Annotated in this window: 19 protein-coding genes and 1 pseudogene; 12 read left to right on the top strand and 8 right to left on the bottom strand. The window is 71.9% G+C overall.

The features are described from left to right. Positions 1-96: 96 nt before the first annotated feature. On the bottom strand, positions 97-1134 hold the full coding sequence (locus ACZ6R6_RS35885) for a dipeptidase (protein WP_470101008.1): 1038 nt from the start codon (positions 1132-1134) through the stop codon (positions 97-99). Between the two features lie 306 nt (positions 1135-1440). Between ACZ6R6_RS35885 and ACZ6R6_RS35880 the strand changes: the two genes are divergently transcribed. The 6 genes from ACZ6R6_RS35880 to ACZ6R6_RS35855 are packed head-to-tail and all read left to right on the top strand — an operon-like array spanning position 1441 to position 8157. Continuing rightward, positions 1441-3261: an ABC transporter substrate-binding protein gene (locus ACZ6R6_RS35880; RefSeq protein ID WP_470101006.1), complete on the top strand. Its 1821-nt coding sequence runs from the start codon at positions 1441-1443 to the stop codon at positions 3259-3261. Between the two features lie 9 nt (positions 3262-3270). Then, complete coding sequence (locus tag ACZ6R6_RS35875) at positions 3271-4272, top strand: ABC transporter permease (RefSeq protein WP_470101004.1); 1002 nt, start codon at positions 3271-3273, stop codon at positions 4270-4272. Further along, on the top strand, positions 4269-5171 hold the full coding sequence (locus ACZ6R6_RS35870; RefSeq protein WP_306869603.1) for an ABC transporter permease: 903 nt from the start codon (positions 4269-4271) through the stop codon (positions 5169-5171). The genes ACZ6R6_RS35875 and ACZ6R6_RS35870 overlap by 4 nt, the downstream gene beginning before the upstream one ends. A 3-nt stretch (positions 5172-5174) precedes the next feature. Next, a complete protein-coding gene (locus tag ACZ6R6_RS35865; protein WP_470101002.1) occupies positions 5175-6275 on the top strand; it encodes an ABC transporter ATP-binding protein in 1101 nt (366 codons plus the stop codon). Continuing rightward, positions 6272-7282, top strand: coding sequence for an ABC transporter ATP-binding protein (locus ACZ6R6_RS35860; protein ID WP_470101000.1), 1011 nt, complete (start codon positions 6272-6274; stop codon positions 7280-7282). Before ACZ6R6_RS35865 ends, ACZ6R6_RS35860 begins: the two co-directional genes overlap by 4 nt. Positions 7283-7287: 5 nt before the next feature. After that, the gene (locus ACZ6R6_RS35855) at positions 7288-8157 is read left to right on the top strand and encodes a GNAT family N-acetyltransferase (RefSeq protein WP_470100998.1); all 870 of its coding nucleotides are present in this window, start codon (positions 7288-7290) and stop codon (positions 8155-8157) included. 10 nt (positions 8158-8167) lie between these two features. On the opposite strand, the gene ACZ6R6_RS35850 is transcribed toward ACZ6R6_RS35855, so the two are convergent. Continuing rightward, complete coding sequence (locus tag ACZ6R6_RS35850; RefSeq protein WP_470100996.1) at positions 8168-9310, bottom strand: exo-beta-N-acetylmuramidase NamZ family protein; 1143 nt, start codon at positions 9308-9310, stop codon at positions 8168-8170. Between the two features lie 67 nt (positions 9311-9377). Between ACZ6R6_RS35850 and murQ the strand changes: the two genes are divergently transcribed. Continuing rightward, positions 9378-10295, top strand: coding sequence for an N-acetylmuramic acid 6-phosphate etherase (gene murQ, locus ACZ6R6_RS35845; RefSeq protein WP_470100994.1), 918 nt, complete (start codon positions 9378-9380; stop codon positions 10293-10295). A 151-nt stretch (positions 10296-10446) separates the two neighbouring features. Beyond that, complete coding sequence (locus tag ACZ6R6_RS35840) at positions 10447-11520, top strand: serine hydrolase domain-containing protein (protein WP_470100992.1); 1074 nt, start codon at positions 10447-10449, stop codon at positions 11518-11520. A 34-nt stretch (positions 11521-11554) separates the two neighbouring features. On the opposite strand, the gene ACZ6R6_RS35835 is transcribed toward ACZ6R6_RS35840, so the two are convergent. Beyond that, on the bottom strand, positions 11555-12448 hold the full coding sequence (locus ACZ6R6_RS35835) for a MurR/RpiR family transcriptional regulator (protein WP_470100990.1): 894 nt from the start codon (positions 12446-12448) through the stop codon (positions 11555-11557). A gap of 28 nt (positions 12449-12476) precedes the next feature. Then, a complete protein-coding gene (locus ACZ6R6_RS35830; protein WP_470100988.1) occupies positions 12477-14093 on the bottom strand; it encodes a glycoside hydrolase family 3 protein in 1617 nt (538 codons plus the stop codon). 229 nt (positions 14094-14322) lie between these two features. Here ACZ6R6_RS35830 and ACZ6R6_RS35825 point away from each other — a divergent pair, with 229 nt between their 5' ends. Then, positions 14323-15867 carry a glycoside hydrolase family 10-like protein gene (locus ACZ6R6_RS35825; RefSeq protein ID WP_470100986.1) on the top strand — a complete coding sequence of 515 codons (1545 nt, stop codon included), beginning with the start codon at positions 14323-14325 and terminating at the stop codon, positions 15865-15867. 251 nt (positions 15868-16118) lie between these two features. Here ACZ6R6_RS35825 and ACZ6R6_RS35820 read toward each other — a convergent pair whose 3' ends face one another. Further along, the gene (locus tag ACZ6R6_RS35820; RefSeq protein WP_470100984.1) at positions 16119-17048 is read right to left on the bottom strand and encodes an N-acetylglucosamine kinase; all 930 of its coding nucleotides are present in this window, start codon (positions 17046-17048) and stop codon (positions 16119-16121) included. A 68-nt stretch (positions 17049-17116) separates the two neighbouring features. On the opposite strand from ACZ6R6_RS35820, the gene ACZ6R6_RS35815 reads away from it, so the two are divergent. Next, a complete protein-coding gene (locus tag ACZ6R6_RS35815) occupies positions 17117-18298 on the top strand; it encodes an anhydro-N-acetylmuramic acid kinase (RefSeq protein WP_470100982.1) in 1182 nt (393 codons plus the stop codon). A gap of 42 nt (positions 18299-18340) precedes the next feature. On the opposite strand, the gene ACZ6R6_RS35810 is transcribed toward ACZ6R6_RS35815, so the two are convergent. Beyond that, a complete protein-coding gene (locus ACZ6R6_RS35810) occupies positions 18341-18736 on the bottom strand; it encodes a hypothetical protein (RefSeq protein WP_470100980.1) in 396 nt (131 codons plus the stop codon). Positions 18737-18769: 33 nt separating this feature from the next. Then, positions 18770-18880 (bottom strand): annotated as a pseudogene (locus ACZ6R6_RS35805) (IS5/IS1182 family transposase); the annotation flags it as partial. Between the two features lie 34 nt (positions 18881-18914). Between ACZ6R6_RS35805 and ACZ6R6_RS35800 the strand changes: the two are divergent. Then, complete coding sequence (locus tag ACZ6R6_RS35800) at positions 18915-19460, top strand: GrpB family protein (RefSeq protein ID WP_470100978.1); 546 nt, start codon at positions 18915-18917, stop codon at positions 19458-19460. 40 nt (positions 19461-19500) lie between these two features. Here the strand turns inward: ACZ6R6_RS35800 and ACZ6R6_RS35795 are convergent. Next, positions 19501-20336, bottom strand: a protein-coding gene (locus ACZ6R6_RS35795) for an IS5 family transposase (RefSeq protein WP_470101010.1) whose coding sequence is annotated in 2 segments (ribosomal slippage) — positions 19501-19998 and positions 20001-20336 — 834 coding nt in all. Because the reading frame shifts where the segments join, the coding sequence is not laid out codon by codon here. A gap of 213 nt (positions 20337-20549) precedes the next feature. Between ACZ6R6_RS35795 and ACZ6R6_RS35790 the strand changes: the two genes are divergently transcribed. Further along, positions 20550-24062: a S8 family serine peptidase gene (locus ACZ6R6_RS35790; protein WP_470100976.1), complete on the top strand. Its 3513-nt coding sequence runs from the start codon at positions 20550-20552 to the stop codon at positions 24060-24062. Positions 24063-24216 lie beyond the last annotated feature (154 nt).

Below are 24216 nucleotides of genomic sequence, written 5' to 3'. Positions count from 1 at the left end.
CGACCACCCGGGCGCTGCGGGCCACCGCCGCGTGGTCGGCGGAGAAGGACTCGCAGACGACGAGCTCCGCCAGGTCCCCAAGCATCAGGTCGAGGTTCACGCCGGCCTCCCCAGCTCGGCGCGGAACAGCCGCAGGACGTTGCCGCCGAGGATCTTGACGATGTCGTCCTCCGGGACGCCCCGCCCGAGCAGCGCCTCGGTGACCAGCGGCAGGCCGCGCGGCCCGTCGAGTCCCGGCAGGACGGCCAGGGGGTCGATCTCGCCGTACCCCAGGTCCTCGCAGCAGGGCGGGGTGAGGTCGTTCATGACCTCGCGGACGAAGTCGGGGCCGAGCCCGACGTGGTCGATCCCGCCGACGCCCACGACGTGTTCGATGTGGTCCACCAGGCGGTCCACGGTGTAGTCGGCCGGGTCGTCGGCGAGGAAGGCCGCCACGAAGTTGACGCACACCACGCCGCCGGTCGCGGCGACGGCGCGGATCTGGTCGTCGGTGAGGTTGCGGTGGTGGTCGCGCAGGGCGCGGGCCGAGGAGTGGGTCGCCATCACCGGCCGGGTGGCCAGCTCCAGCACGTGCCCCACCCCGGAGGCGCTCAGGTGCGAGATGTCGAAGATCATGCCGAGGCGTTCCATCTCCCGGACCGCCTCCACCCCCGCCGCGGTGAGCCTGCTGCCGGTGGCGTCCTCGCCGCTGCCGTCGGCCAGGGCGGTGCGGCCCCAGTGCGCGATCGAGGCGACCCGCACGCCCAGCCGGTGCAGGGTGGGCAGCAGCTCGACGCTGGCGTCCAGGCCGGGAGCGCTCTCCAGCGCCAGCACCAGGGCGATCCTGCCCTCGCCGAGGGCCTGGTCGATCTGGGCGCCGTCGGTGCAGAGCCGTACCGTGTCGGGGTTGCCCTCGGCCAGGGTGTGCGCGCACTCGATCATGCGCAGGGTCTGCCGGAGCGCCCCCTCCGGCCGGTACTCGTCGTCGATGAAGACCGGCAGCACCTGCACGTTCACCCCGCCCTCGTGGAGCTGGGGCAGCCAGCGCTCGCGGAAGAACGACGCCCAGCGTTGGGGCGGCCGCGCGGTGACCGCCATCAGCAGGTCGTTGTGGGTGTCCGCGACGACGGCGCGGTGGTGGAGCTCAACGGACACGTGCCAGCCCTCCGATGCGTGATTACCGTGACGGTATGACAGGTCGGGGGTGGGGGAATTCGTCCGGTTTCCCTAAGGGTGGCGCGGTTGTTTGTCCATTCGCCCAAGATCGCTTTTTCCGCCCGCGATACCCGGGCGGTCGGGCGGATCGGCGTGGAGGCGGTACGGATGGCCGGTAGGTGAACGATGAAGGAAAGTTACAGGATCCTCACAACGTGTGGAGATTATTGACGCAACTCGTCGGCCGACCGTAGGGTCCGGACAACCCCGGGTTCCCGGCCTCGAAAGATCCACACGGAGCGGTTCATGAAGCGACTGGCAGCTGTAGCGGCATTGCTCGGCCTCGCCGCCGTCACGGCGTGCAGCGGCAGTACCGGAGACAAGCCCGCGGCGGGCGGTAGCGGCAGCGGCGGTGGTCTCTACACCACGATCGACGGCCTCAAGCCCGGCCTCGACGTCAACGGCCCGATCAACCCATGGAACCCCAAGGGCAACGCCTTCATCGGGTACAACGCCATGCGGATCGCCTGGTCGAAGAACCACCTGACCGACCCGAACCAGTTCTACCCGGGCATCGCGGCGAGCTGGGAGATCGCGCCGGACAACTCCTCGATCACGCTGCACCTGCACCCGGGCAACAAGTGGTCCGACGGCAAGCCGGTCACCGCCGAGGACGTGAAGTTCTCCATCGCCCTGGCCTACACGCAGGGCAGCACCGCCTTCGCGATCGACCCGGGCGCGGCCGGCGCCGCCTCCGAGGTCGAGGTGGTCGACGACAAGACCGTCAAGATCACCCAGGACATGGACAACCCCAGCGTCACGTTCGTGCGCGGCGTCATGGACAGCTACATCGTGCCCCAGCACGTCTGGGGCAGCGTGCTGCCCGCCGACTTCTGGGACAAGCTGAAGACCGCCCGCGGCGAGGGGGCCGAGGCCGAGAAGGCCCGCGAGGAGATCACCGCGCTGTCGGAGAAGGTCCTCGCCTTCGCCCCGCCCAAGGACGTCTCCGCCGGCCCGTTCACGCTGGAGCGGATGAACCCGAGCGAGGCGCTGCTGGTCAAGAACAAGAACTTCTACAACGCCGCGAACGTCGGGCCCGACCAGGTCAAGCTGCTCAACTACACCGGCAACGAGCAGATCTGGAACTACCTCATCGCCGGCAAGCTCGACAACGCGCCGTTCACCGCCGTGCCCGCCGACGTGATGAAGCGCATCACCACGACCCAGGGCAACGGGGTGGTCAAGGGCTACTCGCCGGTGTCGCTGGGCATGGCCTTCAACCAGTCCAAGAAGCCCTACGACAACGTGCACGTGCGGCGCGGCCTGGCCTACCTGATCAACCGGGAGGAGATCACCAAGATCGCCTCGCCGGAGGGCGGAACCCCGGCGGTCACCACCACCGGCATCCACCAGAAGCCCGCCGCGGAGTGGCTCGGCGCCGACCTCGCCGCGCTGGAGCCGTACAAGCTCGACGCGGCCAAGGCCGAGGAGGAGTTCAAGGAGGCGGGCCTGAAGAAGGAGGGCGGCAAGTGGACGCTGCCCGACGGCACGCCGTGGAAGTTCACCGTCAACGTCCCGGCGCCGTTCTCCGACTGGATCTCCGGCGCCAAGGCGGTCACCAGCCAGCTCACCGCGGCCGGGATCGACGCCGAGGTCGTGACCACCGCCGACTACCCGCTCTACCTCAAGGAGCTCGCCGAGGGCAAGTATGACGTCGGGTTCTGGCTGATCGCGCTCGGCCCCGCGCCGTACAACATCTACCAGCGCCTCTACGGCGTCTCCAACGGCTGGTCCATCCTCGGCGGCAAGCTCAAGCACGCCGAGCCCGGCAAGAACGGCAACTGGATGGGTGGCCCGGAGACCATCGAGGTCGACGGGGCCAAGATCAACCCCGGTGAGCTCACCGCCCAGCTGAACTCCGCCTCCGGCGACGAGCAGAAGAAGATCATCGGCCAGCTCGCCAAGGCGGCCAACCAGGACCTGCCGGTGGTCCAGCTCTGGGACTACGTCAACACCCAGTTCGTCAACACCAACCGCTTCACCGGCTTCCCCGAGAACGACAGCGACCTGCTCCGCCAGCCCTCCGGCGTGTGGATCCAGCTCGGCATGGTCAAGAAGAAGCAGTAACACATGACGATGTTCGCACGAAGGCTCGCGGGTCACCTGGCCCGCGGGCTCGTCATGGTCCTGGTCGTCACCACGGTCAGCTTCTTCGTCATCAGAAGCGTCCCCGGCGACCCCATGGCCGCCCGGTACGAGAAGCTGGTCGAGCAGGGCATGTCCCCCGCCGCGGCGCAGCGGGCCGTCGAGGTCCTCTACGGCTTCGCCCCGACCGGCGACCTGTGGCAGCAGTACGTCGACTACATGTCCGGCCTGCTCCGCCTGGACCTGGGCCAGTCGCTGATGGTGCCGGGCGTGGGCGTGTCGACCGTGCTGTTCTCGGCCGCCAAATGGACCGTTCTCCCGGTGCTGGCGGGCACGCTGCTGAGCTTCCTGATCGGCGTCGTCATGGGGGTCTACGCCGCCATCAGGCGCTCGGGCAGACTCGGCGACGTCCTGGCGATCTCCGGGTCGCTCCTGCACGGCGTCCCCCAGTACGTGCTCGCCCTGCTGCTGGGCGCCGTCTTCACGACGCTGATCCCGATCCTGCCCACGAGCGGCACGGCCGACATCATGTTCGAGCCGGGCTTCAACGCCGGATACATCGGCTCGCTCATCGAGTACGCCACGCTGCCGGTCCTCACCTACGCGCTCGCCTCCTACGGAGGCTGGATCCTGGCGATGAAGTCGAGCGTGGTCACCGTCCTCGGCGACGACTTCATCCTCGCCGCCGAGCTGCGCGGCATCAAACGCGGCATCGTCTTCCGCTACGTGGCGCGCAACGCGATCCTGCCGCTGTTCACCATCCTGGCCCTCTCGCTGGGCATGCTGTTCGGCGGCGCGATCTTCATCGAGCGGATCTTCAACTACCCCGGCCTGGGGCTGATGCTCATCGACGGCATCAACAACCGTGACTACGCCCTGATGGGCGGGGCGTTCCTGCTGATCACCGTGGCGATCGTCGTCGCCAACATCGTGGCGGACCTGTTCTACAGCGTGATCGACCCGCGGGTGCGGAGTGGGGAGGGGGCCCGATGACGGCACCGGTCATCGCCGCGGGCGGCGGCCGCGCGGCCCTGCGGCGCAACTTCTGGCGCGGCGTCTGGCGCGTGCTGAAGCGCAAGCCCAGCCGCATGGTCGGCATGGTCATCGTGCTGGGGTTCGCGTTCATGGGCGTCTTCGGGCCGATGTTCTATCCCGACCCGCTGCCCCGCGACACCGCCGCCCTGTACGCGCCGCCGAGCTGGGAGCACCCCTTCGGCACCGACTTCGAGGGCACCGACGTGCTCGCGCTGCTGGTCACCGGATCGCGGTACGTCCTGCTGACCGCCCTGGTCACCGCCGTCATCACGGTGGTGGTCGGCGCCGCGATCGGGCTGTTCGCCGGGTTCCGCCGCGGGCGCTGGGACACCGTGCTCATGCGGATCACCGACATGAAGCTGACCATCCCCGGCCTGCCGCTGCTGCTGGTGCTGTCGACCATCTGGAAGTTCACCAGCGCCTTGGAGATGGGCCTGGTGCTCGGCCTGCTCGGCTGGGGCGGCGTGGCCCGGGCCGTGCGCTCGCAGACCCTGTCCCTGCGCGAGCGCGGCTTCATCGAGGCGGCCAGGGGGCTCGGCCTGTCCACGACGCACATCATCGGCAGGGAACTGCTGCCCAGCATGGCCCCATTCGTCGCGATGAACATGCTCATCGCCGTCACCGGCGCCGTCTACGCGCAGGTGGGCCTGTTCTTCCTGGGCGTGCTGCCGTTCGAGGCCAACAACTGGGGCGTGATGCTCAACCTCGCCGTGTTCGGGGGCGGCGCGATGTCCTCGCCCGCCGCGCTGCCGTACCTGATGGCGCCGCTGCTGGCGATCCTGCTGCTCACCCTGGGCATCGTGCTCGTCGTCGACGCCATGGACGAGATCTTCAACCCCCGGCTGCGTGAGGAGTAACGGGTGTCTGTGACCCCTGAGAAGAAGGCGCCGGGAGTGCGCGTCAGCGGCCTGTCCGTCGTCTACCGGACACCGGCCGGCGAGCTTCCCGCGATCTCCGGGATCGACCTGGAACTCGTGTCCGGCACGATCACCGGGGTGGTCGGCGAGTCCGGCTCCGGAAAGTCCACCCTGGCGCTGTCACTGCTCAACGCCGTCCAGTCGCCCGGCAGGATCAGCGCCGGCAGCGTGGAGATCGACGGCCTCGGCGACGTGGTGAAGCTGAGGGGCGAGGAGCTGCGCAAGGCGAGGGGACGGCACATCGGATACGTCTTCCAGGCCGCGCAGAACTCCCTCAACCCCCTCAAGACGGTCGGCAAGCAGCTGCTCGACCTGGGCCGTTCGCACGACGTGGCGGACCTGCGCGGGCTCGTCAGGGACGCCAAGGACCTGCTCGGCCGGATGGGCATGGACGGGGCGCGGGTCCTCGACTCCCACCAGCACGAGCTGTCCGGCGGGATGCGCCAGCGGGTCGGCATCATGCTCGCGCTGGTGCTCAACGCCCATCTCGTCGTGCTCGACGAGCCGACGACCGCGCTCGACATGATCACCCAGGCGACGATCCTGCGGATCGTCCGCGAGGTCCACCAGGAGCGCGGGCTCACCACGCTGGTCATCACCCACGACCTCGGCGTGGTGGCCGAGGTCGCCGACCGGCTTGCCGTCATGTACGGCGGGCAGGTGGTGGAGCAGGGCCCGACCATGGAGGTGCTGAGCGCGCCCCGCCACCCCTACACCCAGGGCCTGCTGCGGGCCATCCCGCGCCTGCTGGGCGACATCGACGAGGCCCGGGCCCTGCCGGGCCGCCCGCCGACGCTGGGCACCATCCCAGCGCAGGGATGCGTGTTCAGGGAACGGTGCGTCCTGCGCATGGACGTCTGCGAGACGGAACGGCCGCCGGTCGTCGTCTCCGGGACGTCGATCGTGGCCTGCCACGCGGTCGAGGCCGGTGCCGGGGCGGCAGCCGGGGACCGGCCGGCCGCCCCGGCACCGGTGGAAGTGCCGGAGGTCGTGGGAGCGCAGCGCGCCACCGGGGTACATGAAGGACGGGGGGAGCAACCGTGATCACGGGGCAGAACATTACGAAGACCTTCAAACAGCGGGGGAGCGTGCTCGCCGGCCGGGAGGTCAAGGCGCTGCGCGGCGTCGACTTCGCCATCGAGAAGGGCGGGGCGGTCTCGTTCATCGGCGAGTCCGGCTGCGGCAAGACGACGCTGGGCCGGATCATCGCCGGCCTGGAGAGCCACGACTCCGGCGAGATCACCATCGACGGCGTCTCCATGTCGTCGCTCAAGCCGCGCCGGCGGCAGCCGTACTTCCGCCGGATCCAGCTCATCCACCAGGACCCCTACTCGGCGCTCAACCCGACCCGCACGATCCACCAGACGCTGAACGCCCCCCTGGCCCTGCGGGCCCGGCAGACCGGCCGTCCGAGCTCGTGGGTGGACGGACGGGCCGAGGAACTGCTGGCGCTGGTCGGGCTCGACCCGGCCTATGTGCTGCCGCGCTACCCCCACCAGCTCTCCGGCGGGATGCGCCAGCGCGTCGTGATCGCCCGCGCGCTCACCGTGGACCCCGAGATGCTCGTCGCCGACGAGGCCGTCTCGATGATCGACGTGTCGCTGCGGCTGGGCATCCTGGCGCTGCTGAAGGACCTGCGCGAACGGCTCGGGGTGAGCGTGCTGTTCATCACCCACGACGTGGCGACCGCGCGCTACATCGGCGACGACGGCGAGCTCTACGTCATCTACCGGGGCCAGGTCGTCGAACGCGGCAACGTGGACACCATCATCTCCGACCCCGTCCACCCCTACACGCAGTCGCTGCTGTCGGCCATCCCGGTGCTGCACGGCCTGGAGCGGCCGGGCGAGCAGCCGGTGGTGCCGACCGAGGCGCTGAACGAGAGCCACCACGACGCGGGCTGCCTGTTCGCCCGGCGCTGCCCGTTCCGCACCGAGCGCTGCGAGTCCGAGCAGCCGCTGCTCGGTCGGGGAGAGGGCTTCCCGCAGGAGCACGCCTGCTTCCACCCCGAGCGCCGCAGCGTCGTCGCCACACCCATCGGGCTCGGGTGAGGGCCGTGCGGGCAATCCGCGGAGCCACCGCCGCCGACGCCGCGGCGATCGGCGAGGTCGCCGGGGCCGCGCTCGTCCTCGACGCCGCCGAGGCGCCACGGCTGGTGGCCCGGCTCTCCGACCCGCCCCCGGAGCGCCGCTGGACGGCGCTGGTGACCGACGACCTCGACGCCGTGCTGTTCGCCTCGGTGTCGGCGCGGGACGGCTCCGCCGGGCACATCGACCTGCTGGCCGTGCGCCCCGGCGCCCGGGGCGAGGGGCGCGGGCGGGCGCTGGTCGCCGCGGCCGAGGAGTGGCTGCGGGCCGAGGGGGTCACCGAGGCCCGTTTCGCCGGCAACCCGCCCTGCTACGCCTGGCCGGGCATCGACGTGCGTTACACCGCCGCGGCCTGCCTGGCCGAGAGCCTGGGCTACGAGCGCTACAACGTCGCCTGGAACATGACCGCGGACCTGTCGGTCGACCTGTCCACCGAGGCCGACCTCCTGCGGCTGGCCGACAAGGGCGTCACCGTGCACGCGGCCGGTCCCGGCGAGCGCGCCGCCGTGCTCGGCTTCATCCGGGAGCACTGGAACGACAACTGGGCGTGGGAGGCCGCGCAGGCGAGCGGCTGCCACTACGCCTCCCGGGACGGGCAGATCCTCGGTTTCGCCGCCTGGGGGGCCCGGCCCGCCTGGTTCGGCCCGATGGGCACCGCCCCGGCCGCGCGGGGGCTCGGCGTCGGCCGGGTGCTGCTGCGCCGCTGTCTCGCCGAGCAGCGGGAGGCGGGCCTGGCGAGCGCGCAGATCTCCTGGGTGGGGCCGCTGGGCTTCTACTCCCGGGCGGTCGGCGCGCACGCCGAGCGGGTCTTCTGGCTCTACCGCCGCGACCTGCGGTGACGCTCTGATGTCAGGGGTAGAGCAGCGGCCCGCCGTCCAGCCAGGTCTCTGGGGAGACGGGGGGCGGGCACAGGTCCGCCGGGTCCTTGCCCGCGTCCATGGTGTGCCGCAGCGAATCCGAGCCCCAGAGCTGGTCCATGAAGTACGACCTGCCGTCCTCACTGTGCCAGGCGAAGTCCTCCGGATGGAGCGACCGCGCCAGGTGCAGCATCGACAGGCCGGTCAGCACGGGCCGGAACGCCCCCTGGTCGTGCACGTGGAGCTGGACCCCCCGTACGGCCAGGCCCGCGTGCTTGTGGAAGGTCGGGGTGAACCAGGTGTCGCGGAAGCGCACGCCCGGCAGGCCCAGGCCGTTGAGTCCGGCGGCGAACCTGCCGTCCAGGTAGGGGGCGCCGACCAGTTCGAACGGCCTGGTGGTGCCGCGCCCCTCCGACAGGTTCGTGCCCTCGAACAGGCCGGTGCCCGGATAGACCAGCGCGGTCTCCCTGGTCGGCATGTTCACCGAGGGCATCACCCACGGCAGGCCGGTGGCCTCGAAGGGGGTGTCGCGCCGCCAGCCCTCCATGGTGATCACCCGCAGGTCCGCGCCGATCGAACGGTTGACGTGGACGGCGAGCTCGCCCGCGGTGAGGCCGTGCCGTACCGGGACGGCCGCCCGGCCCACGGGACCGGCGTAGGCGGGGTCGAGCAGCGGGCCCTCCGCGACGGTCCCGCCGATGGGGTTGGGCCGGTCGAGCACGGCGAAGCGCAGGCCGAGCCGTGCGGCCGACGCGATGAGGTCGTACATCGTCCAGACGTAGGTGTAGAAACGCGTGCCGACGTCGGAGATGTCGAAGACGAGCGTGTCGACCCCGGAGGACGCCACGAGGTCGTCCAGCGGGCCGCCGTCCTTGTCGTAGGTGTCGAAGACCGGCAGCCCGGTCGTGGGGTCGAGACTCTCCTGCCCGCCGAAGCCGGCCTGCGCCGTGCCCCGTATCCCGTGCTCGGGGCTGAACAGCGCCGTCAGCGGCACTCCCGCCGTCCGCAGCGCCGTGGCGCCGGGCGTCAGGTCCGGCAGGACGCCGGTCGGGTTGGTGATCAGGCCGATCCGGTCGCCGTGGAGGAGGCCGGGATCGGCGGCGAGCCGCTCGATTCCGGTGCGTACGTAAGACATGGCTCCATTGTCCGAAGAAAATTTGCATAATAGAAGTAGGAGATGAAAATTAGCGACATGGGGCGACATGATTGATCCACTCGCAAGCCTGTCAACGGAGCAGAGTGATCCGCGCTACAGCGACATCGATCGGCTCTCGACCGAGCAGGTCGCCCGGCTGATGAACGCGGCCGACGTCACCGTGCCCGCGGCGGTGGCCGTGGAGATCCCGGCGATCTCGGCCGCGATCGACGCGATCGCCGCCCGGATGCGGGACGGGGGGCGGCTGTTCTACGTGGGCGCGGGGACGTCGGGCCGGTTGGCCGTGCTGGACGCCTCCGAGTGCCCGCCGACCTTCGGCACCGACCCGGAGCTGGTGCAGGGCATCATCGCGGGCGGCGAGCCCGCGCTGACCCGGTCCGTCGAGGGCGCCGAGGACGACGGTGACGCGGGAGCCGCGGCGATCGCCGACCGGCAGGTGGGCGCGCTCGACTCGGTGGTCGGCGTCTCCGCCAGCGGCCGGGCGCCGTACGTGCTCGGCGCGCTCGCGGAGGCCGGCCGCCGCGGCGCCCTCACCGTGGGACTGTCGTGCAACGCCGGAGCCCCGCTCTCCGCGGCGGCGCTGCACCCGATCGAGGTGATCGTCGGCCCGGAGGTGGTGACCGGCTCCACCAGGCTCAAGGCCGGGACCGCGCAGAAGCTGGTCCTCAACATGATCTCCACGATCGCGATGGTCCGGCTGGGCCGGACCTACGGCAACACCATGATCGAGGTGTCGGCGATGAACTCCAAGCTCGCCGACCGGGCCACCCGGATGGTCCGCGACATCACCGGCGCGGACCTGTCGGTCGCCCGGCCCGCCCTGGAGGCGGCCGGATGGCACGTCAAGGTCGCGGTGCTGATGATCGAGCGCGGCCTCGACCCGGACGACGCCCAGCTCCTGCTGCGGGCCCACGGCGACCGTCTGGAGTCGGCGCTCGCCGCCGGAGAGGCGCAGGGTGCCTGAGGGCCCCGGCGGGGCCACCGGGACGTCCGGCGGCCCCGCCGGGGTGCCTGCCGGGCCGGGGACGTCCGGCGGCCCGGCCGGAGCCGGTGGGCCGGGGCTGGGTGTCGGGTCCGGCGGTCAGGCCGGTGGGGCGGGCGGGGGACCCGGGAGGGTGGCCGCGCCCGGCGGCTCGGCGGCGCTGGCCGCGATCCTGGCGGCGGCGGTGCCGGACGTCTGCTCGGCGGCGGTCGCCGTGATCGCCGTGGACGGGGCCACGGCCGCCGCCGCGGCACAGGGGGAGCTCGTACGGTACGCGGGTGCCTCGGGGGGCCTCCTGGCCGACCGCCCGGCCGTACGGCGAGACTCGATCTTCGATCTCGCGTCGCTCACCAAGGTCTTCACGACGGCCGTCATCCTGTCGCTGGCCGAGGAGGGCCGGCTCGACCTGGACGGGCCCGTCCCGGCCTGGCTGCCCGCCGGGCCCGCCGGGGCCACCGTCCGGCACCTGCTCACCCACACCGCGGGCCTGCCGCCCGGCCGCCGGGCCCACGAGGAGCTCCCCGGAGACGGGCCCGAGGTCCTCGCCGCCCGCCTGGAGCGCATCCTCTCGACACCGCCGCCGCACCCGGCCGGTGAGCTCCACCTCTACTCCGACGTCGGCATGATCATGGCGGGCCGGATCGCCGAGCTCGCCGGGGGCGCACCCCTCGACGAGCTGCTCCGCGCCCGCGTCACCGGCCCGCTCGGCCTGGACGACACCGGATACCGGCCCGCGCCGTCGCTGCGTCACCGCATCGCCGCGACCGAGGACAAGCCCGAGCGGGCCGGCTCCGGATGTGTGCGGGGCGAGGTCCACGACGAGACCGCCCACGGCCTGGGCGGGGTCGCCGGGCACGCCGGAATCTTCTCCACGGCCGACGACGTGCTGCGGTTCGCCGAGGCGCTGCGCACCGGAGGGGCCCCGATCCTGCGCCCGGACACGGTCGCGGAGATGACCCGCGACCAGGGCGTCAGGGGGGCGGCGTTCGGCCAGGGGCTGGGCCTGCGGATCGGCGACCCCGCCGTCGTCGGCCCGCTGACCTCCGCCTACGGACACTCCGGCTTCACCGGCACCGCCTTCGTCGTGGATCCCGGCCGGGCCCTGACGGCCGTCCTGTTGACCAACAACGTCCACCCGCTCCGGGGCCGCGCCGGCATCCGCGACCTGCGGCACGCCGTCGCCGCGCAGGCGCTGCGGCTGGCCTGACGCCCGTGCCCCGCCTGGCGCGGCGGGGCCGGCGTCACCTGCTCCGGCGGCGGGTGTCGGCCATGAACTCGTCGAGCGCGCCCCTGGTGGCTCGCAGCGCCGCGTCCGAGGTCTCGAACGTGCGCTGGGCGATGCCGACGAAGATGCAGTCCACGATCAGGAGCTGGCTGATCCGGCTGGCCAGCGCGCCGGGGCGGAACGCCGTCTCCCGGCCGGCCGAGACCAGGACGTGGTCGGCGAGCTCGGCCAGCGAGGAGCGCGGGTTGTTGGTGATCGCCACCGTGGTCGCGCCCGCCTTGTGCGCGACCTGCATGGGCGCGATCACGTCGGGGGTCTCGCCGGTGCAGCTCACCCCCACCGTGACGTCGCCCTCCCCGAGCAGCGCCGCGCTGGTCAGCGCGAGGTGCGCGTCGGTGAAGGCATGGCTGGAGCGGCCGATCCGCATCAGTTTCTGCGCCATGTCGGCCGCCACGAGGCCGGAGGCGCCGACCCCGTAGACGTCCACCCGTCGGGCGGCGGTCATGGCCTCCACCACCGCGCCCAGCCGGTCGGGGTTGAGCTGCGCCGCGGTGTCGGCCAGCGCCTCGGACTCGGCCCGGGTGACCTTCGCGATCACGTCGGTGAGCGGGTCGTCGGGCCCCAGGTCACCGGGGACGAGCCGCTCCGGCTCCTCCCGGGCCACCGCGGCGGCCAGGGCGAAGCGGAGCTGGGAGTAGCCGGCGAAACCGAGGGCTCGGGCGGTGCGGACGATCGTGGCCTCGCTCGTTCCGGAGACCGCGCTGAACTCGGTGATCGTGCTGCGCGCGACCATCCCCGGATCGTCCAGGATGAGCCGGGCGATCGCCTGAGCCGCGGGGGTGAGGGAGGGCAGGACCGCTCTCACCGTGGCCACCAGGTTCACGGGGGTGGGGCCGTCTTGGTCGTTCATTCGGGCACCTCTTCTGTCGGGATCAAGCCTATTGGCCGCCGGTCAGCCATAGGGCTGCGGCACGGGCCGAAACCCGGGAAATGCCGTGGGTTGCCACATAGACCGCGCCGATGGGCTCGCCGGGCAGTCCGGTCTCGATCACGATCGCGTCGGGGCGCCGCCGTACGGCCCGCGCCAGCAGGTCCCTGACCCACGCGTGGCGGGGGGCGTCGTGCACCACCAGGACGAGCGGGCGTCCGTCGTCGGACAGGTCGGGCAGCTCGGCCGTCTCGCCGGCGACGGTGTGCCCGCCGGTGCCCGGCAGCAGCTCGGTGAGGGCGCCGACGAGGCCGGTGGGGGTGGCGGGGTCGATCGCCAGGTTCAGGCGCGGGGCGATGTCGAGGACCAGCGGCGGCCGGGAGAGGACGGGCCGGGCGGGCGGGGCGCCCGCGGCGGTGACCACGCGCATGGCGGCGCGGGCCGCCAGCATGCCGAGCTCTTCGCCCTCGGCCCGTGGGTCCCGCGCCCCTCCCGGGTCGGAGACGCCCGCCGCCCCACGCGGGACTCCCGCGTCGAGGGCCCCCGCGTCTCCGGCTCCGTCCGTCCCATGCGCCCTTCCGGCGTCTCCGGCTCCGTCCGCGCCGCGCGCCCGCGCGGCGGCCTGCCCGGCGTGCCAGCCGGCCAGGGCCAGCACCCGCGCCGCCGCCTCGGCCAGGCGCTCCTCGGGCAGCCTCCCGTCGTGCACGGCCTCCACGATCGCATCCCGCAGCGCGTAGACGCTCTCCCCGCCCGGGGAGGACACCCCGACGCAGATCGCGTCCACCCCCGCGGCCAGCGCGCGGACCGCGATCTCACCCGGCGGGTGCAGGGCGGCGACGGCGCCCATCTCGATCGCGTCGGTCACCAGCAGCCCGTCGAAGCCCATCTCCTCGCGGAGCAGGCCGGTCAGGACGCGCCTGCTCAGGGTGGCGGGGTTGCCGGGATCGAGCGCGGGCACCAGCAGGTGGCCGCACATCACGGCCCGCACGCCGGCCTTCACGGCCGCGTGGAACGGCGGCAGGTCGCGCTCCCGGAGGAGTTCGAGGGAGGCGTGCACGGTCGGCAGCGCGTGGTGGGAGTCGGTGACGGTGTCGCCGTGGCCGGGGAAGTGCTTGGCGCAGGCGGCCACCCCGGCACTCTGCAGGCCCGTGATCCAGGCGACGGAGTGCCGGGCCACCAGCTCGGGGTCCGGGCCGAAGGAGCGGATGCCGATCACCGGGTTGGCGGGGTTGGCGTTGACGTCCACCACGGGGGCGTAGTCGAGGGTGATGTCGGCCGCGGCGAGGAGGCGGCCGATCTCGCGGGCGACCCGTTCGGTCCGTCCGGCGTCGTCGGCCACCCCGAGGGCCAGGTTGCCCGGCCAGGAACTGCCAGTCCTGGCCTCCAGCCGGGTGACCGCCCCGCCCTCCTCGTCCACCGCGACCACCACGGCCGGATTCTCCCGGCGCAGCCCGGCGACGAGTCCGGCGGTCTGCGCCGGATCGGTGAGGTTGCGGGCGAACAGCACGGCACCGCCGAGGCCCTCGCCGAGCGCCCGGCGCAGCCAGTCGGGCGGCGCGGTGCCGTCGAAGCCGGGCTGGAGCACGGTCATGGCCAGCCGGGCCAGGGTGGGGCTGTGGTGAGGCATGAGGGCACCTTCTCGCCGGAGACGTCTCGGGGCAGGTTACACATCAATGACACTTTCTTTCATCATCATTGCTTTGAAAGTAACTTTCTGCCATTCTCGCCGTCGAGACCCCGTGACCCTCCTGACCGGCTCCGCGTCCGTTCAACGGCCTCCGGCTGCGCTGCCCCGCGGCCGCGCGGCCGGAGCGGTCAGGGACGGCCAGGGGCGCAACACCCCCCTTGGAGTCCGTATGAACTCACCCACCCGACGCACCGTCCTACGCGGCCTCGCCCTCGCCGCCGCGGCGACCGCCGTTCCGCTCCCCGCCTTCGCCTCCTCCTCCGCCGAGTATGCGCCGCCGCTGCGCCAGATGCGCGGCATGTGGATCGCCTCGGTGGTCAACATCAACTGGCCGTCGAAGACGGGCCTGACCGTCGACCAGCAGAAGGCCGAGTATCTCGCCTGGCTGGACCTGGCGCAGGCCCGCAAGCTGAACGCGGTGTTCGTGCAGATCCGGCCGACCGCCGACGCCTTCTGGCCCTCGCCGTTCGAGCCCTGGTCGCAGTATCTGACCGGCACCCAGGGCCAGGACCCCGGCTACGACCCGCTGGCGTTCCTGGTCGAGGAGACGCACCGGCGGGGCCTGGCCTTCCACGCGTGGTTCAACCCCTACCGCGTGTCGATGCAGCCCGACCCCGCCAAGCTCCACCCGGACCACCCGGGCAGCAAGCACCCCGACTGGATCGTCCCCTACGGCGGCAAGCTCTACTACAACCCGGGCATGCCCGAGGTCCGCGCGTTCGTGCAGGACGCCATGATGGACGCGGTGACCAGGTACGACATCGACGGCCTCCACTTCGACGACTACTTCTACCCGGTCAACACCCCCGCCTTCGACGACAGCGCGGCCTTCGCCAAGTACGGTCAGGACTTCCCCGACCTCGCGGCCTGGCGGCGCAACAACGTCGACCTGCTCGTGCAGGAAATGCAGCAGCGGGTACGGCAGGCCAAGCCGGAGATCGCCTGGGGCATCAGCCCCTCGGGCATCTGGCGCAACAGGACCACCGACCCCCTGGGCTCGGACACGGGCGGCAGCCAGTCATACGACAACCTGCACGCCGACACTCGCGGCTGGGTCAAGAAGGGCTGGCTGGACTACATCGCGCCGCAGCTCTACTGGTACATCGGCCAGTCGAACGCCGACTACGCCAAGCTGGTCCCCTGGTGGTCCGACGTGGCGGCGGGCACCGCCACGCAGCTCTGGATCGGCCAGGCGGCCTACAAGGCGGGGGCTGCCGGGCAGCCGGCCCAGTGGTTCCAGCCCGACGAGCTCACCAGGCACCTGACCCTCAACCGGAACCACCCGCAGGTCGGTGGCGACATCTGGTACAACTCAGGCGACGTGCGTGACGACCGGCTCGGCTCGGTCACCACCGTCGTAAACGACCACTACACGCGTCCCGCCCTCGGCCCGCTGCTGCCCCGGCTCGCCGACGGCGAGGCCCCGCGCCGCCCCGTGATCACCTGGGCGCGCCGGGTGGACGGGGGCGTCGAGCTGCGCGCCGTCGCCACGGGCAAGGACGTCCCGTTCCAGTACGCGATCTTCCGGATCGACGGGCACGCCAGGCCCGAGGACTTCGCCGACGCCCGCAACCTGGTCGCGGTCGTCCCCGCCGAGCGGCACCTGCGCTGGGTGGACCCGGCGGGAACCAGGAACGCCTGCTACTACGTGACGGCCGTCGACCGGGCCAACCGGCAGAGCCGGCCGAGCCAGGGCCGCCGCGTGCACTGGTGACCCGCCCGTGCCGTCGCCGGGTGCCGTGAGCCGGTGACCGGCCCCGGCACGGACATCATCCGGGACAGGCCCCGGCCGCCCCGTCCGGGCGGCCGGGGCCTGTCCCGGTGGAGGCGGTCTCCTGCGGGCGGACGGCTCCGTGCCGGGGCCGTCGCCGGGCGACACGGGTGGTCGCCTCCGGCCCCGCGGGGCCGGAGGGCCGGGCGCGCGGGGCCCCTCGGCGAGGATCAGGGGCCGCACGCGCCCGGCCCTCAGCGCTCCTGGGCGATCAGCCGCCGGTGGGCGCCGGGCGCCGGGTGGACGCCGGCGCCGTGCAGGGCCAGGGCGGCGGCGCCGGCGGCGCTGTCGCGGGCCGGCACCACCACGCCGCCCTCCAGCCTGGCGCGGACCTCCGCCGCCAGCAGGGTGGGCTCGGTGAGCAGGGAGCCCGCCAGCACCAGCGGTCCCGGGCCGGGCCCCAGCGAGCGGACGGTGCCGGAGAGCCGGCGGGCGGCCTCCTCCAGGATCGCGACGGCCACCGCGTCGCCCGCGGCCGCGGCCGACTCCACCTCCGGCGCCAGCCGTGCCAGCCAGGCGGGACCGTCATCGGCGATCCCCCGGTGGACCATGCTCACGATCTGGTGGGCCGGCGCTCCGCCGAGGGTCCCCCGGTGCAGCGCGGTAGGCGCGGCCCGTCCGTCGAGCGCGGCCAGCACGGCCCGTACGGCCCGCCGCCCGATCCACGTCCCCGACCCCTCGTCGCCGAGCAGCCAGCCGTGCCCGTCGACCCGCCGGACGAGCCGCCGGTCCTCGATCCGGGCGGCCACCGCGCCGGTGCCCGCGATCAGGACCGCTCCGGAGGGTTCCTCGGTCGCCCCGGCGAAGGCCGCGAGCATGTCGGGCACCACCGAGGGCCGCCCGGCCAGACCGGCCGCGTGCCATGCCCGCGTGGCGACGGCCTCGGCCTGCTCGCGCGCCGAGCCCGCGCCCGCCAGCCCGAACACGCCACCTGCCACCCGCCCCGGATCGAGGGTCTCCAGCGCCGCGCTGAGCGCCGTGCGCAGGCTTCCGCCGGGATCGGCGGCCGACAGGGCGTTGGCGCCCCTGCCGTATCCCCGTCCCACCACCTCGCCGGACTCGGTCGCCACCACGCACCGGGTGCTCGTCCCGCCGCCGTCAACGCCGATGACCAGTGTCGTCACGCGAACTCCATGTGTAGATAATCTCCTCATGACTATATTCGTATGAAAAATTCCTGCAAGGAGAAGACGTGCGCGTGCTCGGACTGATCTCGGGGACGTCCCATGACGGGATCGACAGCGCGGTCGTGGACTGGTCGATGAGAGACGGCGTGCTCACCGGAGCCGTCGAGCGCACCGGCGAGCGGCCCTACGACCCCGGACTCCGGGCGCGGATCGTCGCCGCGCTGCCGCCGGCCCCGGTCGACATGGCCGAGGTATGCCGTCTCGACACCCTGATCGGCCAGGCGTTCGCCGACGCGGCCGAGGCGGCCGGTCCGGTCGACCTCGTCTGCTCGCACGGCCAGACGCTGTACCACTGGGTGGAGGACGGCCGGGTGCGGGGCACCCTGCAGCTCGGCCAGCCCGCCTGGATCGCCGAGCGGACCGGCGTGCCGGTGGTCTCCGACCTCCGGGTGCGGGACGTGAGCGCGGGCGGGCAGGGCGCGCCGCTGGTCTCCTTCTTCGACCTGCTGCTCCTGGCCGGCCTGCCGGGCCGCAGCGGCGCGCTCAACCTCGGAGGAATCGCCAATCTGACCGTGCGGGAGGCCGGGATCGCCTACGACACCGGCCCGGCGTCGGCGCTGATGGACGCGGCGGTCTCGGCCGCCACGGGCATGCCCTACGACGAGGACGGCCGGCTGGCGGCGGCGGGACGGGTCCACCCGGAGCTGCTGGAGGAGCTGCTGGCCGAGCCGTACTACCGGGCGCTGCCGCCCAAGAGCACCGGCAAGGAGCTCTTCCACCCGGGCTACCTGGCCCGGATCGCCGAGCCGTACGGGCTGGCCCTGCCCGACCTGCTGGCGACCCTGGCCGCGCTGACCGCCGAGACCGTGGCCGCGGAGATCCGGCGGCACCGGCTCGACACGGTGATCGTGTCGGGCGGCGGGGCGCGGAACCCGGCCCTGATGGACCTGCTGCGCGCGCGGGCCGGGCAGGCCCGCATCCTGCCCAGCGACGGGCTCGGCGTCCCCTCCGACGCGAAGGAGGCGATCGCCTTCTCGCTGCTCGGGTGGATGACGGCGCACGGGCTGCCCGCGACGGTCCCCGGCTGCACGGGTGCCGCCGGGCCGCGGGTGCTCGGCACGGTCACGCCCGGCCGGGGACCGCTCACCCTGCCCGAGCCGCTGCGCCGGGCGCCGGAGCGCGTGCGGATGGACGCAGCGCCGGTCCGGGGGCGGCACGCGGGTGACGGCCCGGCGGCGCTCCGGTAGCGGGCCGTACGGCGGCCCGGACCATCCTGCTAAGACGTCATCTCATTTGGTGAGGTGTCGTCGGATAAACGGTGCCGTTCCCAGGACGAGTGCGGCGAAGACGGTCAGTCGTTGAACGCCAGGCTGAGCGGCGAAGCTGCTGTGCTGGATGCCGTAGACCGCGTACCAGTTGGCGGCGAGGTCGGTCGCCATGATGACGCAGGCGAGGTCGACTCCTCGGCGTTTGCCCCTGATCAGGAACACAGCGGCGAGCGTGTCGAAGAGCGCCAGCGACGACCAGTAGAGGTTGAGCCAGCTCGGTGCCCAGGCGTAGGGGTGCAGACCGTGGCTGAGAAAGTCGGCTACATGCGCGGAAGCGCCGACGAAGAGCAGCATGGCCGCGATCACGCAGACCGATATGACCGCCCAGCGCGGGGTGTGGCGCATCCATCCGATCACGCTGTGGATCGTCCCATTTCCGGGCGCTGCCCGTCAGGCCGCCAGCCTGTGATAGCAGATGAGAGCGGCTGCGATCCCAGCAAAGGCCGGGAAGTGCTCGGCCTTGCGCTCGTAGCGGCGGTGCAGGCGGCGGCAGCCGCACATCACGGTTGCGGCAAGCCCTGCAACACTTCTCAGTATGGGAGAGCCAGTCGAGATCATGCCTTACGACCCTGCTTGGCCAGCCATGTTCGCCAAGTGGGGCACGTGCCTACGTGTCGCCCTCGGTGATGCTGCGGCTCGTATCGACCACATCGGGTCCACCTCGGTGCCAGGATTGGCGGCCAAGCCGGTGATTGACATCCAGATCTCAGTGGCATCGCTGGAAGCGACGGATGCATTTCTGCGCCCGCTGACAGAGATGGGGCTCGTATACCGGGCGGACAATCCCGAACGGACCAAACGCTACTTCCGGGAATCTCCAGGTCAGCGCCGTACCCACGTGCACGTGCGGCAACTGGGCAGCTTCTCACAGCAGTTCCCACTACTGTTTCGCGACTACCTCCGGTGCCACACGGCTGCCGCGAACGAGTACGCGGCAGCCAAGAAGCACTGCGCAGCCAAATTCCGCAACGACCGTCCCGGCTACGTCCAAGCAAAAGATGCCTTCGTATGGGACATCATCCGACGCGCTGACGCCTGGGCCCAGCACACCGGCTGGGCTCCCGGTCCCAGTGACGCCTGACCAAGCCTTCCGATCACAGTCGAAGCCAGGGCCGTCGGAGTTACGAGACAACCCTTACGGCAGAAGTCACCTCATTTGGTGAGTTGAGTCTGCGGTAGCAGATCAGGGTGCAGGCGATGCTGGTGAAGGCGAAGAAGTGCTCGGCCTTGCGTTCGTAGCGTCGGTGGAGTCGTCGGCAGCCGGCGAGCCAGGACATCGTTCGCTCGATGGTCCATCGGTGTCGTCCGAGTCGCTGGGAACTCTCGATGCCTTTACGGGCGATGCGGTGGCGGATGCCTCGGCCGGAGAGCCATCGCCGCAGGTGGCGGTAGTCGTAGCCCTTGTCGGCGTGAAGCTTGCCGGGCTTGCGCCGGCGCCGGCTACGGCGTGAACGGATCGGGGGTATGCCCTTCACCAGCGGGATCAGGGCCTGACTGTCGTAGAGGTTGGCGCCGGAGATCCCGACGGAGATGGGCAGACCGGTCCGCTCAGTGATCAGATGGATCTTCGACCCGTCCTTGCCCCGGTCGACAGGATTCGGACCCGTTAGCTCCCCCTTTTCATCGCTCGCACGCTGACCGAGTCGATTGCGCACCTCGACCAGTCCAGCTCGCCCCGAGAGCCGAGCTCGTCGAGGACCAGGCGGTGCAGCTTGGCCCACACCCTGGCCTTCGACCACTCGGCGAACCGGCGGTGAGCCGTGGCCCGGGAGGGCCCGAATGATGCGGCAGGCAACTGCTGCCAGGCGCACCCGGAGGTGGCTACGAACACGATCGCCGCCAGCACCTCCCGATCGCCATGCCGACGCCGGCCACCACCCTGAGGCCGCGAAGGAGCCTCCGGTACCACCCGCTGGAACAACTCCCACAGCTCATCCGGCACCAGCCGCTCAACGATCCCCGCCACGGGCACAGCCTACCGAGCCAATTGAGATGGCTTCTAAATCCCGTTACATATCTAATTCTCATTACATATCAGGTATCAGCGAGTCAAAGCTCTTGAAAAATTGACATGATCGATTCACGATTCTCCGGGTGGGCTGTAAAGATCATGTGCGGCCCACGTCGCCCTCCCCGGCGGGACACTCCCGCCCGGCGTGAAGGAGAATGTGTGTCCAACACCTCCCGGCACTGGCGAGCGCTCCTGACCGGAGCCGTCGCCGCCCTCGCGCTCGTGCTCCCCCAGGGGGTGGCCCAGGCCGCCCCCGACCCTGAGAAGATCGACAAGACTGTCCTGGCGGAGCTGGCCGCGGACGACAAGGCCACCTTCTGGGTGCGCCTGAAGAGTGACGCCGACCTCAGCGCGGCCCGCAGCGCGAAGACCAAGTCCGAGAAGGCCAGGCAGGTCTTCCGGGCCAAGACCGAGCTCGCCGCGTCCTCGCAGGCGGGCCTGCGCAAACTCCTGACCGCCCAGCACGCCGACTTCACCCCGTTCTGGATCGCCAACGCCGTCCGGGTGACCGGCGACGCGAAGCTGGCCGCGGAGATCGCCAAGCTGCCCGAGGTGGAGCAGATCGAGCCCAGCCGCGTCACCAAGCTGCCCGAGCCGCTGCCGGGCAAGGAGGTGGCGAAGGTCGACGCGGTCGAGTGGAACATCGACCGCGTCAACGCCCCGAGGGTCTGGAGCGAGCTCGGCACCCGGGGTGAGGGCATCGTCGTGGCCAACATCGACTCCGGTGTGCAGTTCGACCACCCGGCGCTGGCCGCGCAGTATCGCGGCAAGAAGGCCGACGGCAGCGTCGAGCACGACTACAACTGGTTCGACCCGGCGGGGGTGTGTCCCAGCGCCGCGCCGTGCGACAACAACGACCACGGCACCCACACCATGGGCACCATGGTGGGCGGCGCCGACGGCGCCAACACCATCGGCGTCGCCCCCGGCGCCAAGTGGATCGCGGCCAAGGGCTGCGAGACCAACAGCTGCTCCGACGCCTCGTTGCTCGCCGCCGGGCAGTGGGTGCTCGCGCCCACCGACCTGAACGGGAACAACCCGCGGCCCGACCTGGCGCCGGACATCGTCAACAACTCCTGGGGCGGCGCCGGCTTCGACGCCTGGTACAAGGAGACCGTCGAGGCGTGGGTCGCGGCGGGCATCTTCCCCGCCTTCTCCAACGGCAACGTCACGGGCGCGGGGTGCAACTCCAGCGGCTCGCCCGGGCAGTACGGCTCCAGCTACAGCGCCGGCGCCTTCGACGTCAACAACGCCATCGCGAGCTTCTCGACCCGGGGCTCCGGCGAGAACGGCGAGATCAAGCCCAACCTCGCGGCGCCCGGCGTCAACGTGCGCTCGTCCGTGCCCGGCGGGTACGACGCCTTCTCCGGCACGTCGATGGCCAGCCCGCACGTGGCGGCCACCGTGGCGCTCATGTGGTCCGCCTCTCCGGCCCTGCAGGGTGACATCGCCGCCACGCGGGAACTGCTCGACCGGACCGCGATCGACGTCGACGACACGCGCTGCGGCGGCACCGCCGCCGACAACAACGTCTGGGGCGAGGGCAGGCTCGACACCTTCGCCGCGGTCCAGGCCGCTCCCGTCGGTGAGCTCGGCGCGCTGCGGGGCACCGTCACCTCCGGCGGCTCGCCGGTGGCCGCGGCGACCCTCACCGTCGCCGGGCCGCTGAGCCGTACGGTCACCACCGCGCAGGACGGGACGTACGCGCTGCCCCGCCTGCTGGCCGGCGACTACCAGATCACCGTCAAGAAGTTCGGGTACGGCGACGCCACCGCGGCCGTCACCGTCGTGGCCGACCAGACGGTCACCAAGGACGTGGCGCTGACGGCGCAGCCCTCGGGCACGGTGTCGGGGACGGTCACCGCGGCGGGCACACCCGAGGCGGGCGCCGCGGTGGTCGCGGTGGGCACCCCGGTCAGCGCGGTCACCGACGCCGCGGGACGGTACCGGCTCACGCTGCCGACCGGCGGCTACGAGCTGAAGGTCACCCCGGTCTCCCGGTGCGCCGGCGGCCTCACCGTGCCGATCACGGTGGACGGCGACCTGACCAAGGACGTCGACCTGCCGCGCCGCGCCGACTCCTTCGGCCACACCTGCGCCGGCGCCGCCGACGCCTACGTCGCGGGCACCGACAAGCAGACGCTCACCGGCGACGACGCGGCCCAGCAGATCACGCTGCCGTTCACCTTCCCCTTCTACGGCGGCGGCCACACCAGCGCCTGGATCAGCAGCAACGGGTTCCTGAACTTCGCCGCCAGCAGCACCGCGGCGAGCAACGGAGCGCTGCCCTCCACCGGCACGCCCAACGCGGCGCTCTACCCCTACTGGGACGACCTGGTGCTGGACGCCCAGTCCGGCGTCTACACCGCCACCCTCGGGACCGCGCCGGACCGCACCTTCGTCGTCGAATGGCGCAACGCCCGGTTCTACTCCGAAGCCGACCAGCGCATCTCGTTCTCGGCGCTGCTCGGGGAGGACGGCTCGATCGGGTTCCGCTACCGCGGCATCGGCAGCGAGCGCGCCTCCGGGACCAGCGCCACGGTGGGCATCGAGAACGCCGCCGGCACCGACGCGCTGCAGTACTCCCACAACAGCGCCGCGCTCAGCGACGGCCAGAGCCTGACCTTCACCGCCAGCCGGCACGGACTGCTGACCGGTGTCGTCACCGACGCCAACGACGGCAAGCCGCTGGCGGGCGCGACGGTGAAGGTGGGCGACGTGGCGACCTTCACCACCGACGCCAACGGCGCCTTCCTCGGCCAGGTCCTGGTGGGCGACTACCGGGTCGAGGTCTCCAAGGACAACTACGGGACCTTCACCCAGGAGGTCACCGTCACCGCCGCGGCCCGGACCCGGGTCGACACGGCCCTGGCCACCGGCCGGGTGACGGCCTCGGCCGGTGAGCTGACCCTGGTGATGCCGGCCGCCTCCAGCCGGAGCGGCACGGTCGAGCTGTCCAACCTGGGCGGTGCCACGGCCTACACCGTCGTGACCGACCCCGCCCAGGGCTGGCTGGCCGTGACGCCCGCCGCCGGCGACCTCGGCCCGGGCAAGTCGGTGACGTTGAAGGTCACCGCCTCCAGCGAGGGCGTCCAGCCGGGCGGCGTCCGCACCGGCAAGCTGCTGGTGCGCTCGGCGAGCGGCCGCAACCCGCAGATCGAGATCGTCGTGACGGTCGTGGTGCCCAAGCACCAGGTCGCCGTCGACGCGGGCGGGACCAAGGACGTCGTCGACGCCGCCGGGGACCGCTGGAGCGCCGACCGCAAGTACACCCAGGGCGGCCACGGCTACGTGGGCAGCAACAAGACGAACACCACCAGCAGGACGATCCAGGGCACCGCCGAGCAGGGACTGTTCAAGAGCGCCCGGGAGTCGATGCTGGAATACCGCTTCGACCAGGTGCCCAACGGCACCTACACCGTCGAGCTGGGCTTCGCCGAGACCCGGGCCATGCGTGAGGGCAAGCGCGTCTTCGACGTCATCGTCGAGGGCCAGCTCGCCATCCCGGCCCTGGACCTGGCCCTGGAGGCCGGCACCTACACCGCCGTCACCCGGCAGTACACGGTGAAGGTCACCGACGGCCAGCTCAACGTGCGGTTCGCCGAGCGGACCGGCGATCCCATCGTCAACGTCATCCGCATCTCCGAGCGCCCCGACAAGGCCACCCCGTAGCGGCCTGAACCCCGCCGGCCCGTCCCGCCCCCCTGGCGGGACGGGCCGTGCCCGTCCCGGGGCGCACACGCCCTGCTTGGCGAAGAAATCGCCGAAACATATGCGATGCGTGCTCAGGATCATGTTCGTTGCCCTTTTCTGAGGGCACGTCCCG

The sequence above is a fragment of the Streptosporangium sp. NPDC048886 genome, from assembly GCF_055586905.1.
The sequence above is the reverse complement of the archived record's forward strand: the minus strand, read 5'-3'. Positions and strand labels throughout refer to the sequence as shown.

What these genes read in the sequence shown, in the direction of transcription:
- ACZ6R6_RS35880 (WP_470101006.1), top strand. Translation starts at nt 1,441, where the DNA reads ATGAAGCGACTGGCAGCTGTAGCGGCATTGCTCGGCCTCGCCGCCGTC.
- ACZ6R6_RS35875 (WP_470101004.1), top strand. Translation starts at nt 3,271, where the DNA reads ATGTTCGCACGAAGGCTCGCGGGTCACCTGGCCCGCGGGCTCGTCATG.
- ACZ6R6_RS35870 (WP_306869603.1), top strand. Translation starts at nt 4,269, where the DNA reads ATGACGGCACCGGTCATCGCCGCGGGCGGCGGCCGCGCGGCCCTGCGG.
- ACZ6R6_RS35850 (WP_470100996.1), bottom strand. Translation starts at nt 9,310, where the DNA reads ATGTCTTACGTACGCACCGGAATCGAGCGGCTCGCCGCCGATCCCGGC.
- murQ (WP_470100994.1), top strand. Translation starts at nt 9,378, where the DNA reads ATGATTGATCCACTCGCAAGCCTGTCAACGGAGCAGAGTGATCCGCGC.
- ACZ6R6_RS35835 (WP_470100990.1), bottom strand. Translation starts at nt 12,448, where the DNA reads ATGAACGACCAAGACGGCCCCACCCCCGTGAACCTGGTGGCCACGGTG.
- ACZ6R6_RS35830 (WP_470100988.1), bottom strand. Translation starts at nt 14,093, where the DNA reads ATGCCTCACCACAGCCCCACCCTGGCCCGGCTGGCCATGACCGTGCTC.
- ACZ6R6_RS35825 (WP_470100986.1), top strand. Translation starts at nt 14,323, where the DNA reads ATGAACTCACCCACCCGACGCACCGTCCTACGCGGCCTCGCCCTCGCC.
- ACZ6R6_RS35800 (WP_470100978.1), top strand. Translation starts at nt 18,915, where the DNA reads ATGGGAGAGCCAGTCGAGATCATGCCTTACGACCCTGCTTGGCCAGCC.